Source organism: Bacillus sp. LR_5, from assembly GCF_042709275.1.
Map to the genome: position 1 here is coordinate 1 of NZ_JAVAXX010000118.1, position 18,270 is coordinate 18,270.

Below are 18,270 nucleotides of genomic sequence, written 5' to 3' on the forward strand. Positions count from 1 at the left end.
AATTAGTTGACATAATGTTGTTATTGTAAATATATAAAGGAGCGCTTTTTTTGCGCTCCTAAGTTCTTGCTTTTACACCGGATAAACCGGATGCTTTCGATTGGTAAATGTCATTTCCTTTGTCATGTATGCCTTGAGCCGTTTGGCCAGCTCATCACGCAGCGAATTGGCTGGGATAACAGCATCAATGATCATTTCTGAAGCCAGACGGTAGATATTGATGTCCTCTTTGTATTCCTCCCGTTTGCTGCTGATAAATGCGGCTCTCTCTTCTTCTGGCAGCTCGGCGATTTTTTTAGCGTAGACAGCGTTTACAGCGGCCTCAGGGCCCATGACGGCGATTTGGGCGGTTGGGAGCGCTAGACAGCAATCCGGTTCAAATGCCGGCCCTGCCATTGCATACAACCCCGCCCCGTAAGCTTTTCGGACAATGACAGAGAGTTTTGGAACAGTTGCCTCCGACATCGCAGAAATCATTTTCGCTCCGTGTCTGATAATCCCAGCCTGTTCTACTTTTGTGCCAATCATAAAACCGGGGATATCGGCTAAGAACAGCAATGGGATATGAAAAGCGTCACATAAGGTAATAAACTTAGCCGCTTTGTCTGCTGAATCGTGGAATAAGACGCCTCCTTTTACCTTCGGCTGGTTTGCAACAATGCCGACAGGCTGTCCGTGGATTCGTGCGAGGCCCGTCAATAATTCCGGTGCAAATAAGGCTTTGATCTCAAAAAATGAGTCTTCATCTATGACCCGCTCAATCAGCTCATGCATATCAAAAGGTGCGTTTTGATTTTGCGGAATGACGTCGGCAAGCGGAGTTTTGAAGTGTTTTGGCGGGCGTTTCTCATGAATGGGCGCTTTTTCTTGAAAATTTGCCGGAAAGTAAGACAAATAAGCCCGCGCCAGCTGTATGGCTTCTTCTTCAGTTTCTGCAAGAATATCTCCGCAGCCGGAGATTGAGCAATGCATACGGGCGCCACCCATTTCTTCAAGAGACACTTTTTCTCCAATAACCATTTCCGCCATCCTTGGCGAGCCTAAATACATGGAGGCGTTACCGTCTACCATAACGACGATATCACAGAAGGCCGGAATATAAGCGCCACCTGCCGCAGATGGTCCGAAAAGCAGACAGATTTGCGGAATGCGTCCCGATAATTTGACTTGATTGTAAAAAATTCTTCCTGCACCGCGTCTCCCTGGAAAGACATTGATTTGGTCGGTAATTCGGGCGCCTGCCGAATCGACTAAATAAATGAGCGGACAGTTTAATTTTTCCGCGGTTTCTTGAATTCTGATGATTTTTTCAACTGTTTTAGCTCCCCATGACCCCGCTTTCACTGTTGAATCATTCGCCATGACGCAAACGGTATGGCCGCCGATTTTGCCGATAGCGGTGACAACTCCGTCAGCGGGAAGCCCGTCTGACATACATTCCGCAAAAAAAGCGTCTTCTAGCTCAATGTCATCGTCAAAGAGAAGGGAAAGCCGCTCTCTGACAAAGAGCTTGCCTTTTTCCCGATTGCTTTGATGATACTTTTCCGCTCCGCCTTTTCGAATCCGTTCAGCCCGTTCTGTTCGTTCCTTTTCATAATCCATGAGCATTGCCTCCCTTTTATATTCCCTTGTATACGGCCCGTCTTTTTTCTTGAAAGGCCTGAAGCCCTTCTCTCCTGTCTTTTGTCGGGATGGTTTGTTCATACGCTTTTTGTTCAATCGCAAGGCCTGTAGCGAGATCTGTCTCCAATCCTTTATTGATTGCAAATTTAGCCTGACGGACAGCGATCGGCCCGTTGGCAGAAATGGCTGCGGCCAGTTCCTCTGCTTTGGGCATAAGGTCACAAGGAGCCGTGACATGCTCTACAAGGCCGATTTCTTTTGCTTCGTGTGCGGTCACGCGTCTGCCTGTATAAATGAATTCTTTTGCTTTTCCTCTGCCAATCAGCCGGGGCAGCCTTTGGGTCCCTCCAGCGCCCGGGATAATAGCTAACCCTGTTTCCGGAAGTCCCAGCACAGCTGATTCAGCTGCGATTCGAAGGTCGCATGCCAATGCCAATTCTAGTCCGCCGCCTAATGCGCTTCCATTTATCGCAGCTATGACCGGCTGCGGCAAGGCATCAAGTAAAGCCGCCGTTCTTTGAATGAGAGATACACTTTCCAGAACCTGATCTTCTTTCAGTTTTATCCGTTCCTTTAGGTCTGCCCCTGCACAAAACGCTTTTTCACCGGTGCCTGTGAGGATGACGCAACGGATGTTTGAGTTGAATTCAATTTCCTGAAGAATCATTTGCAGGTTTCTAAGCATTTCCGCTGAAAGAGCATTTGCTGCCTGAGGCCTGTTTAAGGTGATCAACGCCATATGTTCATTTTTAACAGTAAAAAGAATAGAGTCTCCCATTGTATGCGTCCTCCCTTTTATCAAGATGATTTAAACACCTGTAAATTTCTGCTCGGCAGCGGTTTGCCCATTTTTTCTTCTATCCATTTGGCCGCAGATAGCAGTTTTTCTAGCTTTACATTTGTTTTGATATCCATCTGTTCAAGCATGTACACGATATCCTCAGTTGCGGCGTTTCCTGATGAACCTGGCGCATATGGGCATCCCCCAAGCCCGCCTGCCGAGCCGTCGAACACCGTGATGCCCATTTGGAGTGCTGTGACCATGTTGGCCAGAGCGGTTCCTCTCGTATCATGAAAATGCAAGGCAATTTGATTAGCCGGGAATCGTGCCAAAAGAGCTTCAAGTACAGTTTCCACTTGGGCGGGATTAGCCGCTCCAATCGTATCTCCAAGCGAAAGTTCAGAAATCCCAAATTCAAATAGAGCTTCTGAAAGGCGAATGACTTGTTCAATGGGGACATCTTTTTCGTACGGACAGCCGAAAACAGTCGAGAGGTAGGCTCTTGTTGTGAGGTTTGCTTTTTGTGCGTCGTTGTTTACTTGTTTGAGTATATGAAGGGATTCAGAAGTGGATTTATTGATGTTTTTTCTGTTGTGCGTCTCGCTGGCTGACATAAAAACGCAAGCCTCGTTAATGCCTCCTTCAAGTGCATTCTCCAGTCCTCTTTGATTCGGGACAAGTGCCGCGTACGTTACCCCTTTTAAACGGTCGATGCCTTTTGCTACGTCGATAGCATCTCGAAGCGCCGGAATCCATTTCGGGTGAACGAAGGATGTGATTTCAATATACGAAAGCCCTGTCCGGGAAAGCTGGTTGATCCAGGTTATTTTATCCTCTGTTGCGATCCATACGGGCTCGTTTTGTAAGCCGTCACGCGGGCCGACTTCTTTGATTGTCACTTTTTTAGGATATGACATGGTCTTCCTCCAAATTATTGACTGGAATCGCTCAGTTCGAGCAGTACGTCTCCTTCATTTACAAAGTCGCCTTCCTTTTTTTTGACTTCTTTTACGATTCCGCTTCTATCTGCAACGATCGGGATTTCCATTTTCATCGATTCCAAAATGGCTACCTCCTGGCCCTTTTCGATTTGGTCGCCGGCTTTGACGTGGACTTTCCACAGGTTTCCTGCCATTTGTATGCTAACCGTCATGACAACTGCCTCCTTTATAGGTGTTGTTTCAAAAAGTCAGTCGTGACATCCCCTTCTTTAAATGCCTTTGTTGCCGCAGCCTGTATGAGAAGCGGAAGATTTGTTTTGATTCCCTCTACACGATAGTCGCGAAGCGCTGTCTCTAGTTTTTCAATTGCTTCTGTTCTGGTTTGGCCTTTGACAATCATCTTAGCGATCATCGGGTCATAAAAAGGGGTAACGGTGCTGTCTTTTGCTACCGCACATTCGTGTCTGACTCCTTTTTGGTCAGGAAGTGAAAACGCAGTGATCGTACCTGGTGACGGGAAGAAGGTCTTGGGATCTTCCGCGTATATTCGAACCTCTATCGCATGCCCGTTCCGTTGGATGTCTTTTTGGGAGAATGTGAGTGTATGGCCCGCAGCAATCCGCAGCTGCTGCTCAACTAAGTCCAGGCCTGTTATTTCTTCAGTCACGGGGTGTTCAACTTGCAGTCTCGTATTCATTTCGAGGAAATAAAAATTTTGCTTCTGGTCAACTATGAATTCGATGGTGCCTGCGTTCGTATAGCCGATTGCCTTTGCTGCTTTTACCGCTGTTTGCCCAATCTTCATTCTTAGTTCATCGTCTACAAATGGAGACGGTGCTTCTTCAATGACTTTTTGGTGGCGCCTCTGAACAGAGCAATCACGTTCAAACAGATGTACTGTATGGCCGTGTTGATCGGCCAAAAGCTGAACCTCGATGTGACGCGCATGTTCAATAACTTTTTCTATATACATCGACCCGTCACCGAAAAAATCTGCTGCGCGCTTTTTGTTTCCCTCGTACGCTTTTTTTAATGCTTCTTCATTTTCAACACGCTGCATTCCGATGCCCCCTCCGCCCGCTGAAGCTTTCAGCATGACAGGATAGCCGATTTGACCTGCGGTGCGGCAGGCTGCCTCTATATCTCCGAGGGATTCAGAAACGCCCGGCACCACAGGGACACCTGCAGCCTCCATTGCTTTTCGCGCTTCAATTTTGCTGCCCATCTTTGCGATGATATCAGGGGAAGGTCCGATAAACACGATGTTTTCTTGCTTGCAGCGTTCAGCGAACCGGCTGTTTTCTGATAACAATCCATATCCCGGGTGGATCGCGTCGGCTTTTGCTTTTTTCGCCGTCTTTATGATTCTCTCTATATTTAAATAACTTTCACTGACTCTCGATTCCCCGATCAAATATGCCTCTGTAGCGGCTTTTGTATGGGGCGCGTCCTTGTCTGCTTCTGAATAAACAGCGACCGTTTTAATGCCGAGACGGCTGCATGTTCGGATAATTCTCATTGCAATTTCTCCGCGGTTGGCGATCAGTACTTTTGTAAACATGATTTCACCTCATTGACTTGATGATAGGTTGAACATTTCAATCGTTTTTTCTCGCAGTTTATATTTTTGAATTTTGCCTGAGGCCGTCATCGGATAGTCATCCGTAAAAATAACATAACGCGGAATTTTGTGGCGGGCGATTTTCCCTTTGCAATAGGCTTTAAGCTCATCAGGTGAAACGCTTTTACCGTCTTTCAGTTTAAACCAGGCTGCAGCTTCCTCCCCGAATTTGGCGTCAGGCACACCAACGACCTGTACATCTAAAACAGCGGGATGCCGGTATAAAAATTCTTCAATTTCCCGCGGATAAATGTTCTCGCCGCCTCTGATGAGCATATCTTTTAATCTTCCGGTGATGCGGCAGTATCCGTCTTCATCCATGACAGCAAGATCTCCGGTAAACAGCCATCCGTCATGATTGATTGCTTTTCTGGTCGCATCTTTGTCTTTATAATAGCCTTTCATGACGTGATAGCCACGGGTGCACAGTTCTCCCTGCATGCCTCTTTGAACTTCTTGACATGTCCCAGGTTCTACAATTTTCACCTCAGTATGTGGCAGGGCACGGCCGGTAGTTTCGACTCTTCTTATGAAGGAATCATTTGCTCTCGTTTGTGTAATGACTGGCGAGGCTTCGGTTTGTCCATAGGCGATCGTAATGTCTTTCATGCCCATCCTTTCAATCACAGCTTTCATCACTTCACTTGGACAGGGAGAGCCGGCCATGATTCCTGTTCGGAGCGTCGATAGATCATATGCATCAAAATCCGGATGATGCAGCTCGGCGATAAACATGGTAGGCACACCATGGAGCGCTGTGCATTTCTCTTTTTCTACCGTTTTAAGGACGGTAACGGGATCAAATTCTTGCACGGGTATCATGGCTGCCCCGACGGATACACATGCCAAAACCCCAAGGACGCATCCAAAGCAGTGAAAAAACGGAACAGGGATGCACATGCGGTCTTGAGAGGTTAAAGCCATACATTCAGCGATATTAGCAGCGTTATTGATGACATTGAAATGGGTCAGCATCACGCCTTTTGGAAACCCTGTCGTTCCTGATGTGTATTGCATATTAATCACATCGTCTTTATCCAGGCTGTTCATTCTCTCTTCAAGCTCAGCATCTGTCACTGTTTTCGCCAATATCTCTGTATCGTCCCAATGATACATGCCAGGCAACCGTTTATTGCCAATATAGAGCAGCGTTTTTAAAAAGGGATAGCGTTCAGATTTCAGTTGGCCGGGCTTAGCTTCTTGCAGTTTTGGAATTAAACTGCTCACGATGTCTGGATAAGAAGTGCCCCTGTATGAATCCATGATAATAAGCGCGGCGGCATCCGATTGCTTTAACAAGTAGTCCAGTTCGTGTGCTTGATAATTGGTATTGACGGTTACGAGCACGGCTCCGATCTTCGCAGTTGCGAACTGGACGGCAAGCCATTCAGGGATATTAGAAGTCCATATGGCGACGTGGTCTCCTTTTCCAATCCCCATCCGCATGAGACCTTTAGCGGTTTGACGGCACAGACTGTCAAATTGAGCGTACGTATAGCGGATATTTCGGTCTGGATACACAACAGCATCTCGATCGGGATACGCATCAGCTGTTTGTTCCAGCAGCCTGCCGATTGTGGAATGGATGAGTTCAGCCATTCATTGTTCCTCCTTTCTTAATGATAGGAAAGCGTTTACATTTTTATTTTAAAAGCTGTCTGGCGATCACGAGACGCTGAATTTCAGATGTGCCTTCACCGATTTCCATTAATTTTGCGTCCCGCAGCATCCGTTCCACCCCATACTCTTTCATATAGCCTGAACCTCCATGGATTTGAATGGCTTGATTGCAAGCTCTTGTCGCCATTTCAGATGCGAATAGCTTGGCGTACGCCGCTTCTTTGGTGAACGGGTGGTTATGGTCTTTCAGCCAGGCGGCTTTTAACACCATTTGCCGTGCCAGATCAATTTCCATCGCCATGTCAGCAAGCTTAAATTGAATCGCTTGAAAGGAAGAAATCGGCTGTCCAAACTGCTTTCGTTCTTTCGCATATGCCAATGATGCATCAAGGGCCGCTTGGGCAATGCCGACTGCAAGAGCAGCGATGGAGATTCGACCTCCGTCCAGCGTATATAGAAACTGTTTAAACCCTTTTGTTGGATCGCCAAGTAAGTTGGCCGCAGGCACTCTTACATCCTCAAGCAAAATTTCCGCTGTATTCGAACCGCGGACGCCCATTTTATCGTACGGGCTCGTAATCGTAAGTCCTGGTGTGTCAGTTGGCACGATTAATGCGGAGATGATGTTTTTTCCGTCTTTGTTTTTGCCTGTTACGGCGGTTACAATAACTGTGCGTGCGTAGCTTGCATTAGTGATCCAGCACTTTTCGCCGTTGATTACATACTCGTCACCATTTGAAATCGCTTTTGTTTGAGTGCCTCCTGCATCTGAGCCGGCATTTGGCTCCGTCAGGCCGAATGATCCGAGTGCTGTGCCTGAAGCCAGCGGCGTCAAATGCGTCTGTTTTTGCTCTTCTGTTCCGAAGTAGTAAAGGGGGCTTGCGCCTAGCGAGACCGCTGCAGCATAGCTTAATCCAGTACTGCCGCAGGCTTTGCCGACTTCTTCAACCGCTAAGGCATATGAAATCGTATCACCGCCAGATCCGCCGTATTCTTCTGGAAATGGAATACCCATCAGGCCGAGTTCACCCATTTTTTCAAATGTTTGCATCGGGAACTCGCCTGTTTGATCTACATGTTCAGCGTGAGGAGCAATTTCTTTTTTCGCAAAATCTTTTACCATTTCACGCACCATTTGTTGTTCTTTTGTCAGCTCAAAATTCACATCGTTTCCTCCTTCACATCTTTGTAACATCCTATTAGGCGAGTTCTATAATCATTCCCTGACAAGAAAAGTCTGAAAATTAAAACTGAGTCATTTTTTATGTGATAATTTCAGCGGAATGAGCAAATACATGCAGTAGGCGCATACCATCCATATCGCAAACGCAATAACTTGGCCCTTTGATAAAGCCGGGAGGATGAGGGGATGATTCCAAAGGGAAATCGTATCAATCAATAAACCGACCGCTGATCCCCATATACCTAGCTTGATCACCGCGAACTGTGATTGATCGAGTTTTTGATAGAGAAAGAACACAAGGCATAAAACAAGAGCGGTGTCCGCTCCCAAGAGAAGAAAGTTCGGCAAAAAGGCCTCTTCAGCCGGATCAGTCAACACAGCATCTTCGAACAGCACAAAAAATAATGTGGCACCTAACCAGACGAGAAATGAAAACGAAAAACACGTCCTGTACGTGTTTCTCTTCGATTTTACTTAGTACTAGTTTCTCAGATTCCAATAATGGAAAATGTCCAAACACCGCCTACAGCGGCTTACTATCGTTTCCTGTCTCCAAAATCACTTTTTAAAAAAAGACGACTTAGAAAGCCGTCCTTCTCATTTCTTATTTTGTTGTTCGTTTGGAAGCCTTGCTTTCGTTATGAAGCCGGTCTGCTGAAGTGACATAATACGTATATTTCTTGTTAGGATCTGCCGTGTTATCTAAGAAGGTTTGCTGCTCATGTGTTTTTCTTTGCGTTGCCAGCAATGTTCTCTGCTTTTTCCCTTCGGCTCTGTATATCGCATAATAGGCTGTTTCTTTCGTTTTTAGATTTGATGGGTGATCTTTAATCTGCAGAAGATTGCCGTTTTTGTCTTCGGTGACTTTCGTAAGCTTCGGTTTTTTTGGGGCGGTATTGTCAAGCCAAGGCATTTGCGGAACCAGTGCCGGCTTGCTGTAAAGATCGGCGATAAGCCTGTCTTTGATGCCAAGCGGATTTTTGTTGAGGTCCTTGAGGCTGAAATGCATGCTTCCTTTCACCAGTTCAAGCTGGCGGTTCAAAGTGATTTGCCGCACATATTCCTCAGGGTCGGACCAAGGCGGATCAAAATTGTTATTGATTTTATATGCTGCCTGGCCAATATATAAGTGAACAGGCCTATTTTTGACTTCATTGCTCCACCAATCAGCCAGCACGTAGTAAGCCGCTGCGTTAAAGCCGATACTCCAATAAATTTGCGGAGCAATATAATCGACGTCGCCTTCTTGGATCCAATGCCTTGTGTCTGCATATAGATCGTCATAATTTCTGACGCCTGCTTTTGTATTCGATCCGGTCGGGTCATCTGCGGCGTTTCTCCATACTCCAAAGGGACTGATGCCGAATTTGACATACGGTTTTGCAGCTTTAATTGTTTGGTTGATTTGTTTGACAAGCTGGTTCACATTGTCCCGCCGCCAGTCATCGATATTAGAAAAAACGTCTTTTCCGTATTGTTCGTACTGTGCTTGATCAGGAAATTCCTGTCCCGCTATTTTATAAGGGTAAAAATAATCATCCATATGAACAGCATCGATATCATAATGTTTTACGACTTCTTCAATGCCTTTGACGATAAAATCTCTCGCTTCTGGAATGCCTGGATGATAATACAGCTGGTTTCCATAGGCGGCAACCCAATCTGGATGTTTTCTTGCCGGGTGATCCTCAGACAATTTATTAAGATCTGTATGATTCATTGTAATACGGTAAGGATTAAACCACGCGTGAAATTCCAAATTTCGTTTATGGGTTTCTTCAATTATAAATGCAAGAGGATCATAGCCCGGGTCCTTCCCTTGGACACCGGTTAAGTATTCCGACCAAGGCCCGTAAGCTGACGGATAAAAGGCATCAGCCGTCGGTTTAATCTGAACAATAACGGCATTCATTCCCATTTTCTGCACATCGTCCAGCAGTTTGATATACTCCTGTTTTTGCTCTTTCACAGATAACCCTTTTTTGGACGGCCAATCAATATTTAATACGGAAGCAATCCATACGGCTCTCAGCTCCCTGTCAGACTGCGCATTGGCCATAAACGGAACGGAAATGACAAACGTTCCGATGATCAAGCTGACAAGGAAACGGACAATCGACTTTTGGCAAACCTTCATTCTGTTTCTTCTCCCCCATTACATCACTTTCACTATTCGCTATTACGGTATTCCCGGGCTATAAAAGGGTGATTAACAGAATGTCTATCTCACTAAATAAACGAAAAAAGTCCTAAAGCATGTTGTGAACCGCTTTTAGGACTTTTTATCATTCATCATGGTTTGCAGACTTTTTAACACATCAATAAGTTTTACGCCGACACCGACAGCCGTTTCAAGGATCGCTTGTGCTCCGGCAATGGCTAAAATAAAGATCAGCGGTATTGCAATACGAGGCAAAAAAAGATAGCCAAGTCCGATCAAGATGGCACACCAAACACCGGCACACCAGTAGCAATTGAGCATGTATCCAAAGTTAGAAGCCGGCACGCTTTTTTCATCTACATGCCCGTTTTGATCAACAATCCTTTTCTTTTTCATAAAAGGTTTTCGGATAAATTCTGTGATTTTGTCGAATACAATCAAATGTGTCAGCCTGTAACTGGCTAGAATCAGCATGATAAACGTAAGAAAAGATAAATGCTCCATGACAAGCCTCCAAGAAAAAGGATGATGTTATCATTCCCTAGTGTCATCGATCCATTCTTTGATACAAAAAGAAGCGGACAGAGAATGCCTCTGTCCGCGAATCCGCTCTATTGTTTGTGCGGGATTGCTTTATTTGAAGTGATCTTTTCTAAAATGTCGAGGATGATGTCAGCATTCTTTTCAGCATATGTTCCTTCCAGCATGTCTTTATGAGCGCCAAAACCCGTGTACTCACTATAGTTTCCGCAGGCGCCTTCCCATTTCGTTAAGCCTGTATTCTTGCTGGTTTCGGGATGGATTCCAGCTTCGATGAAATGAATGCTTGCTTTGATGTGCCCTTCATTCAGCAATTGTGCCCAATATTCCTGATAGTTTCTTTTTTTCTTCATCACCTTTTCTCTGACTGCTTCAGGCAGATATGCTGCAGATTCGTCATTACCGGTATCGATAGGCAAAGGCTGTTCTTTTAGATAAGCGTCCACGATAATGAAGTCGCTGACTTCTAATCCTTTGCGCTCCATAGCCTGTGCCACTTCAAAAGCCAGGTTTCCGCCTGCAGAGTAGCCTAATAAAACGTATGGGCCCTCAGGCTGTATGTCCGTCATGCAATTAACATATTGTTCAATGCGGGTGTCTTGTTCAATAAAGTGAAACCCGTATACGGCTGCCTTCTCATTCAGCAATAAAGCAAGGTCTTTGAAATAAATGCCAAATCCCGATATCGGCGGGAAGCAGAAAAGATTTTGCGCGCCGTGCTGGTTCAGTTTGATCACATGCTGTTCATCTGCCGCTCTCAGCTGTTTAGAATAAAGTTTTTCGGCAAGCTGAGCGATTGTCGGATGTTCGAACAAGAAATCAATCGGTATATCAATGTTCTGCTGATGTTTTAGTGTATGTATGACTTGCAGTGCTTTTAGTGAATGTCCGCCAATAGCAAAGAAGTCATCATCAATACTGATTGTGTTAACACCGAGGACTTGCTTCCAAATGTTCGCCAATTCTTCTTCAACCAAGTTTCTTGGCAATATGATGTTCTGTCGTTTGGCAGGCTTATTTTCTGGAATAGGCAGCGCGCTGCGGTCTATTTTTCCGTTTCCGGTAAGCGGCATCCGCTCCACACGCACCCAGTGCTGCGGGATCATATAGTCTGGAAGCACACGCGCCAAATCGGCGCGAAAATCCGTATCTGTTTTTTTGTGATCACCGACGTAATGAGTGTACAGCTGCGCCTCTCCATCTTTTTCTCTCAATGTCACTGCTGCTTCTTGAACGCCTTCCATTTCTAACAGGCGCGCTTCTATTTCGGCAGGCTCAATTCGTTTTCCGCGGATTTTCATTTGCCTGTCAATTCTGCTGATGTATTCTAAGTTTCCATCAGGCAGCCAGCGCGCCAAATCACCGGTACGGTATATTCTTTCTCCAGGCAAGAAAGGATGAGGAGAAAAAAGAGCATTTGTCAGGTCATCTCTGTTCAAATAGCCTTTAGCGACACCATCACCGCCAACACAAAGCTCGCCGGGAACGCCTATTGGCAAAAGACGTCCTTTTGTATCTAAGATGTAAGCGGTGCTATTGCTGATTGGTTTTCCAATCGGAATCGGCCCCGCATAGTCTCTCTTCATTTCAAAAAAGGTTGAAAAAGTCGTGTTTTCCGTAGGCCCGTAAATATTATGAAGCGCGAGATCTGGACAGGCGTGTCTGACAGCATTCATCAGAGCAGGAGAGAGTGCTTCTCCTCCGACATATAACGTATGGAGTCCGCGAAACATGTCAGCTCGTACCTGTGCCAGCTGATTAAAAAGAGCTGTCGTTAAAAATAGCACTGTGATGTCATTTTCAAGCAAATACGCTCCAAACCGATCAGGTGTCAGCATTGTCGATTTATCAATGATATGAAGGCTTGCGCCATTTAAAAGTGCCTCGAACATTTCAAAGGTGACGGCGTCAAAGCTGATAGATCCAGTCATAATAAACCGGTCATCACCGGACGCAGACGTGTAATTGCTGTTGCTGACAAGGGACACGACATTGCGATTCGTGATCATGACCCCTTTCGGCCGGCCTGTTGATCCTGAGGTATACATGATATATGCAAGATCATCTGGACTGGAGCTGCTGTTGATAGGAAAATGATTCTCTTCCATCAATGCCTGCGCATCTGCAATCATACATGTTCCTGAGAACGCAGCATTTTGCTCCAGCCCCTTTTGAACAATCAGCATTTTTGCTTGCGTTTCCTCAAGCATAAAGCTGACTCGTTCAGGCGGAAGCTCCGCATCAAGCGGGAGGTATGCTCCCCCTGCTTTTAATACGGCAAGCACACTGATCATGAATTCGGGAGAATGTGCAGCCAATATTCCGGCTGTCTCGTTTTTCCGAAATCCCTTTTGAATTAACTCTCTGGCGAGCGCATTAGAGCGTTTATCAAGCTCTTTATACGAAATAGACATATTGCCATACACAAGTGCGGTATGGTCTGGCGTCTTTTCTGCTTGTTCGCGAAATAAATCGATAATTGTATGATTCTTTGGATACTCCGTTTTTGTATTGTTGAACTGTGTGACAATCTGCTCTTTTTCTGTTGCATCAAGAAAAGAAAAATCAGCAATTGGCATATGAGGGTGCTGTGCAGCTGTGCTAAGCGCTTGCGTAAATTGCCTCTTGATACAGCTGATCCAGGCAGCATCGTAAACGAATGCATTATAGCTGAACTTGATGACAAGCTCTTCGCCGGGAGCAACGACAAGATTAAAGTTATATCCTGATTGCTCGGATACTTGAACTTGATCGATTTGCAGCGGTGAATCGGTTTGATCAGCGGAATCGGCGATTTTCTGCTGTAACGGATAGTTTTCAAAGACGATAATGTGATCAATCAGTTCCTGTTTTAATGCGGTGTTTGCCTGAATATCAAATAAAGGCTGGCAGGTAAACGGCTCAGCTTCCAGCATTTCTTTCTGGCAGCGTATGAGCAGTTCTTGAAACGTTTCGTCTTGATGTGTTTTAATGCGAATCGGTATGGTATTGATAAACAACCCTATCATTTGCTCCACGCCCAGGATTTCTGACGGTCTTCCTGATACAACTGCGCCAAACACAACGTCGTCTGTGCGGTTATATTGCTGCAGCATCACACCCCAGACAGCCTGAATAAGGGTAGCGAGCGTGACGCCGTGTTGTTTGGCAGTCTCTTTCAGCTTGTCTGTCAGTGGTTTATTTAATGAAAATATCAAATCTTCACGGTGATAACCTTCTTTTGTTTCTTTATCAGACACACGAGGCAGAGGTGATGGAGTGCTGTAGTTTTTTAAATAGGTATCCCAGTAGGCCGCTGCTTTTTCTTTGTCTCGGTTTGTCAGCCAGGAAATATAGGTGCTGTACGGCCGGACAGGGTCTAATGAAAGCGGTTTTCCTGCATGAATCGATTGATAAATTTGCATAAATTCCTGCATAACAATACCTAGGCACCATCCGTCCATTAAAATATGATGGTGACTCCAAAGACAGACATGCTCATCTTCAGCTGTTTTGAACAGAGAAATCCGCATCAGCATGTCTTTTTGCAGATCAAAGCCTTTTTGCTTGTCCTTCTCTTTAAAGCGTTCAATATACTCATTCTGGTCGTTTGTTGGCAGATGGGAAATGTCTTCGCTGTACAAATGGAATTCACGTTCTGTCATCACGACTTGCCGAGGTCCCGACAAATGCGGGACGTGCGGCAAAAACACGGTTCTGAAAATATCATGGCGGTCGATAATGGCTTGAATGCTGCGCTGAAACCATTTATAGCTGAGGCTTCCTTTAATGGTGAAGAGCGACTGCTCAACGTATGCCCCCTCCTCTTTACGGAGGAAGGAATGAAAGAGCATTCCCTCCTGCATGTGACTCAGAGGATAAATGTTCTTGATTTTTTTAATGGTATCCATAGTGTCTGCACCTTTCTTCACGGTTTCATTAGTGAAAACTGAGCATATCAGCAATCTCTTGCAGCGCGTCCTCGGTCAGTTCTTGATCATCATAATCGCTGATCGTCTTTTCTGTTTCGCTTTTGTTCTGGCAGTGTTCGATCAGCTGTAATAAAAATTGACGGCATGTTTCGCTAAGCTGTTCGATGGTTTTGCGCTGAAAGCGGGCATTGTCATAAGTCATATTGACAGTCAATTTTCCTTCTGCAGCGATTGCGCTGATATCCAGCGACTGTTCACGGTTCCATGTTGTGCTGATATCACCTCCGGCACCAAGCGGAGAGAATGAGAAGGCGTCCTCCTCAGGTACTTCAGCTGAGCGGCCGCTTTCAAATTGACCAAGATAATTAAAGCTGATTTCTGGTGCACCTGTGAAATTGATGTCTTTTTTGCCAGGCGGCGTCAAATATTTGATGACACCGTAGCCGAATCCTTTGTCAGGTACACGTCTCAGTGTATCTTTTGTTGTTTTTAGCACATGAACCATGTATTCTTCCGAATCTGGCAAGTCTGCGTTCAATTTAACCAATAACGGATAAATGGCGGTAAACCATCCAACCGTCCGGCTCACATCTATTCCTTCTAATACATCCTCTCGCCCGTGGCCCTCTAATGATAGTTTGAAGGCGGATTGATTGGTCCAATGGCGCAGCGCAAGAATGACAGAAGCGAGCAGCATGTCCTGCGTATCAGTGTTATATGCGCTGTTGGCGTCTTTTAAGAGTGCTGCTGTCTCTTTCTCGTTTAAGGTAAACGAAATCGTGGACCGTTGTCCCTCGTGTGCTCTAGTTCCATCGATGTGATCAAAAGGCAATGCCTCTGTTTTATACTCTTCGGCTTCGCGCCAATACTTGAGCTGTTTCATTAGCTGCTGGCTTTCAGCGTAGTCAGAGAGCTTTTTCGTATACGCTTTAAATGAGCTTGTTTTAGGCGGCAGTTTGATATCCTCCCCGCCAGCAGCTTGGCGATACCCTAAAGCCAAATCTTCAAGCAGAACCCGCCATGAGATGCCGTCAACGACGAGGTGATGAGCAGATAAAAATAAGAAATCACCGTCAATTGTGTGGAAAAGACCGGCTTGCAGCAGCGGACCATTCTTCAAATCCATTTTCTGCTGAATATCAAGTACATGGCGTTTGATAAGAGGTTCATACGGTCTATTTCCATCAGTGCATAGATCAATCATCTGAAGGCCGTACAACGCGTCGTCCGAATGACTGAGCGGCCGATTATATTGATCCCACTTTCCTTGTTCATTCTGTGTAAACACCATTCGCAGCGCATCATGATGACACGTTATTGCTTTTAACGTTTTTCGCAGTGCGTCTTCTTGTACAGAGGTGCTTCGATGCAGCATTACGGACTGATTAAAATGGTGTTTTTCTTTTATATCTTGAGAAAGAAACCATTTTTGAACAGGCGACCATTGTACGTCTCCCTCAACCGCAGCTTGGCTGGAACTTGTATCTGAATCACGGATATAAGCTGCCAATTCTTGAATGGTCGGATGGCTAAACAAATCTTTCACTGCCATTTGCTTGCCTATCCGGTGAAGCCGCGCAGATACCTGTAACGCTTTGATTGAATCTCCGCCAAGTTCAAAGAACGAATCAGCTGTTCCGATCTTTTCTGCCCCCAGTACTTCTTTCCATATATCTGCCAGTATTTGCTCCATTTTGCTGGCTGGCGGGAGGAATGGACGTTCACCTTCGTGGTTGTATACAGGTTTTGGAAGTGCTCCGCGATCCAGCTTGCCGTTTGGTGACAATGGAAGTGAGTCCAGTTTTTCAATAAACGTAGGGTGCATAAACACCGGCAGCTTGTTTTGTAATTCTGAGCGTACAGCATTTGTGCTCAACTCTGGTTTTGTCACCACATAAGCGCTTAATTCGGTTTGTCCTGACGCTGTTTCATGAGCAACTACTGCGGCGTCTTTTACACCATTTATACACCGGATGACCGATTCAATTTCTTTCGTTTCTACACGGTATCCTCTGATTTTGACTTGATCATCGATTCTTCCGAGATATTCGAGTGTACCGTCGGCCATCCATCTGGCGGCGTCTCCTGTTCGGTACATTCGTGTTTCGGGTTTAAATGGATTCTGCGTGAATGCTCTCTCTGTCAGTTCTGGAAGATTGACGTACCCTCTTGCAAGCCCTGTTCCTGCTATACAAAGCTCTCCCGCAACACCGATTGGCTGAAGCTGATGATTGCTATTTAAAATCAGCACTTGAGTTCCGTCAATCGGCTGGCCGATGCTTACGTATGCCTGCTTTTCCATATGTCTCATGACGGTAGTCGCCACGCTGTTTTCTGTCGGTCCATATTCGTTGGCGAGTTCGGTATGCGGACATATAGCTAAGCTGCGGGCGATCAATTCGCGGTCAGCCGCTTCTCCCGCCAGTGTGACGACTCTAAGCGTCTTTACATCTTCCGGCTGCACTACGTCCAAAAGCGCTCGATATAAAACAGGCACAATAATCATATGTGTAATCCGTTGACGAGACAGCTGATGCTTAATGGCCAGAATATCCTTCGCTTCCTCTTCATGAAGCAAAACGGCTTTTGCACCTGACAAAAGCGGTGTAAACATACTAGTTATAAAGCCGTCAAATGAGAAAGAAAAGAGCTGCAGAATGGTATCTGTCTCGTTGAATGCATAAGCGTTTCGCCGCCACTGTAGAGTGTTGGCAATCCCTTTATGCTCGACCATTACCCCTTTTGGACGGCCCGTCGTTCCAGAGGTATAAATGATATAAGCCAAATGATGGGCAGACGACATTTGCGGCAGCGGCGATTTGTCGTCTTCCTCTACGCTTTCTATCGTCAAGATCTCTCCTTCAAAGTCAGCAAGTACTCCCCGATCCGCTTCATTTATTGTCATCAGCAGTTTCGTTCCGCTGTCGCTAAGGATATAGCGTTTGCGTTCTGTCGGGTATTCAGGATCAATGGGAACGTAACAGCCGCCTGCTTTCCACACACCAAGTATGGCTGCTATCATACTGAACGAACGATGCATCATGATGCCTACTGGTGTGTCCGGCTTAACACCTCTGTTGCGCAATGCACGTGCGATTCCATTGGACCACTCGTCCAACTCTTGATACGTCAGTGTTTTGTCTCCGCTGACAAGTGCAGAAGCTTTTGGTGTTCGTGCAGCTTGCTGCTCAAACAATTGACTGATTGTTTGAACTCCGTATTGATTCGCTTGCCCGGTGTTAAACTCATTAAGCAGCTGGTGCCGCTCTTCTTTGGTCAGGATGTCGATATGGTTGAGTGTCACCTCCGGGTTTTTACCAATGATGCTAAGTACATTTGTTAAATGCGATGCCCAGCGTTCAATGGTGGTTTTCTCGAACAATGCGGTTGAATATTCAAAAAGGAAATGAATGTTTCCGTCGCCCTCAGATGCCTGTAGTGTCAAATCGAATTTAGAAACGAGATGAGAAACTTGTGCCGGCTTCATTTGCAAATCATGAAGATACAATGGCTCGTAATCATTATTTTGAACAACTAACATCGCGTCAAACACTGGGTTCCGGCTCATATCTCGTGTCAATTCAAGCTTATCAACAAGCTCTTCGAACGGGTAATCCTGGTGCTCAAAGGCTTCCAATGCTGTCTCACGCACTTCCTGCAAATACTGTACAAACGGCTTCCCGCCCTCCGGGCGCGTCCGAAGCGCCAGCGTGTTCACAAACATGCCGAGTATCGGCTCAAGATCCTTGTGCGGCCGGCCGGCGATTGGCGAGCCGACGATGATATCTTCCTGTCCGCTTAAGCGTGACAAGAACGCGGTGTAAGCCGCAAGGAGCACCATGTACAGTGTGCTTCCGTTTTCTCGTGCCAGCTTGTGAAGGCCTGATGC

Annotated in this window: 12 protein-coding genes and 1 pseudogene; all 13 read right to left on the reverse strand. The window is 45.9% G+C overall.

Annotated elements, in window-relative coordinates; translation table 11 throughout:
- Positions 1-72: 72 nt before the first annotated feature.
- The gene (locus RAC86_RS20985) at positions 73-1,608 is read right to left on the reverse strand and encodes an acyl-CoA carboxylase subunit beta (RefSeq protein WP_377885999.1); all 1,536 of its coding nucleotides are present in this window, start codon (positions 1,606-1,608) and stop codon (positions 73-75) included.
- A gap of 10 nt (positions 1,609-1,618) precedes the next feature.
- Positions 1,619-2,401: an enoyl-CoA hydratase gene (locus RAC86_RS20990; RefSeq protein WP_247471838.1), complete on the reverse strand. Its 783-nt coding sequence runs from the start codon at positions 2,399-2,401 to the stop codon at positions 1,619-1,621.
- A 20-nt stretch (positions 2,402-2,421) separates the two neighbouring features.
- The gene (ldeG, locus tag RAC86_RS20995) at positions 2,422-3,321 is read right to left on the reverse strand and encodes a hydroxymethylglutaryl-CoA lyase (protein ID WP_038827842.1); all 900 of its coding nucleotides are present in this window, start codon (positions 3,319-3,321) and stop codon (positions 2,422-2,424) included.
- Between the two features lie 14 nt (positions 3,322-3,335).
- Positions 3,336-3,557 carry an acetyl-CoA carboxylase biotin carboxyl carrier protein subunit gene (locus RAC86_RS21000; RefSeq protein WP_069703546.1) on the reverse strand — a complete coding sequence of 74 codons (222 nt, stop codon included), beginning with the start codon at positions 3,555-3,557 and terminating at the stop codon, positions 3,336-3,338.
- A 14-nt stretch (positions 3,558-3,571) separates the two neighbouring features.
- Positions 3,572-4,906 (reverse strand): acetyl-CoA carboxylase biotin carboxylase subunit, encoded by a 1,335-nt coding sequence (locus tag RAC86_RS21005; protein ID WP_072175930.1) that lies wholly within the window; start codon positions 4,904-4,906, stop codon positions 3,572-3,574.
- Between the two features lie 9 nt (positions 4,907-4,915).
- Positions 4,916-6,565, reverse strand: coding sequence for an AMP-binding protein (locus RAC86_RS21010; protein ID WP_377886000.1), 1,650 nt, complete (start codon positions 6,563-6,565; stop codon positions 4,916-4,918).
- 43 nt (positions 6,566-6,608) lie between these two features.
- A complete protein-coding gene (locus tag RAC86_RS21015) occupies positions 6,609-7,751 on the reverse strand; it encodes an acyl-CoA dehydrogenase (protein ID WP_014479960.1) in 1,143 nt (380 codons plus the stop codon).
- 90 nt (positions 7,752-7,841) lie between these two features.
- Entirely contained in the window at positions 7,842-8,147 is a 306-nt protein-coding gene (locus RAC86_RS21020) for a DUF5367 family protein (RefSeq protein ID WP_014479961.1), read from the reverse strand.
- Positions 8,137-8,289 carry a hypothetical protein gene (locus tag RAC86_RS21025; protein WP_377886001.1) on the reverse strand — a complete coding sequence of 51 codons (153 nt, stop codon included), beginning with the start codon at positions 8,287-8,289 and terminating at the stop codon, positions 8,137-8,139. Before RAC86_RS21025 ends, RAC86_RS21020 begins: the two co-directional genes overlap by 11 nt.
- Positions 8,290-8,373: 84 nt before the next feature.
- Entirely contained in the window at positions 8,374-9,906 is a 1,533-nt protein-coding gene (locus RAC86_RS21030; protein WP_072175932.1) for a glycoside hydrolase family 10-like protein, read from the reverse strand.
- A gap of 135 nt (positions 9,907-10,041) precedes the next feature.
- Positions 10,042-10,434 carry a DUF1360 domain-containing protein gene (locus tag RAC86_RS21035; RefSeq protein ID WP_015251983.1) on the reverse strand — a complete coding sequence of 131 codons (393 nt, stop codon included), beginning with the start codon at positions 10,432-10,434 and terminating at the stop codon, positions 10,042-10,044.
- Between the two features lie 107 nt (positions 10,435-10,541).
- The gene (ppsE, locus tag RAC86_RS21040; RefSeq protein ID WP_377886002.1) at positions 10,542-14,381 is read right to left on the reverse strand and encodes a plipastatin non-ribosomal peptide synthetase PpsE; all 3,840 of its coding nucleotides are present in this window, start codon (positions 14,379-14,381) and stop codon (positions 10,542-10,544) included.
- Between the two features lie 7 nt (positions 14,382-14,388).
- A pseudogene (gene ppsD, locus RAC86_RS21045) lies at positions 14,389-18,270 on the reverse strand (plipastatin non-ribosomal peptide synthetase PpsD); the annotation flags it as partial.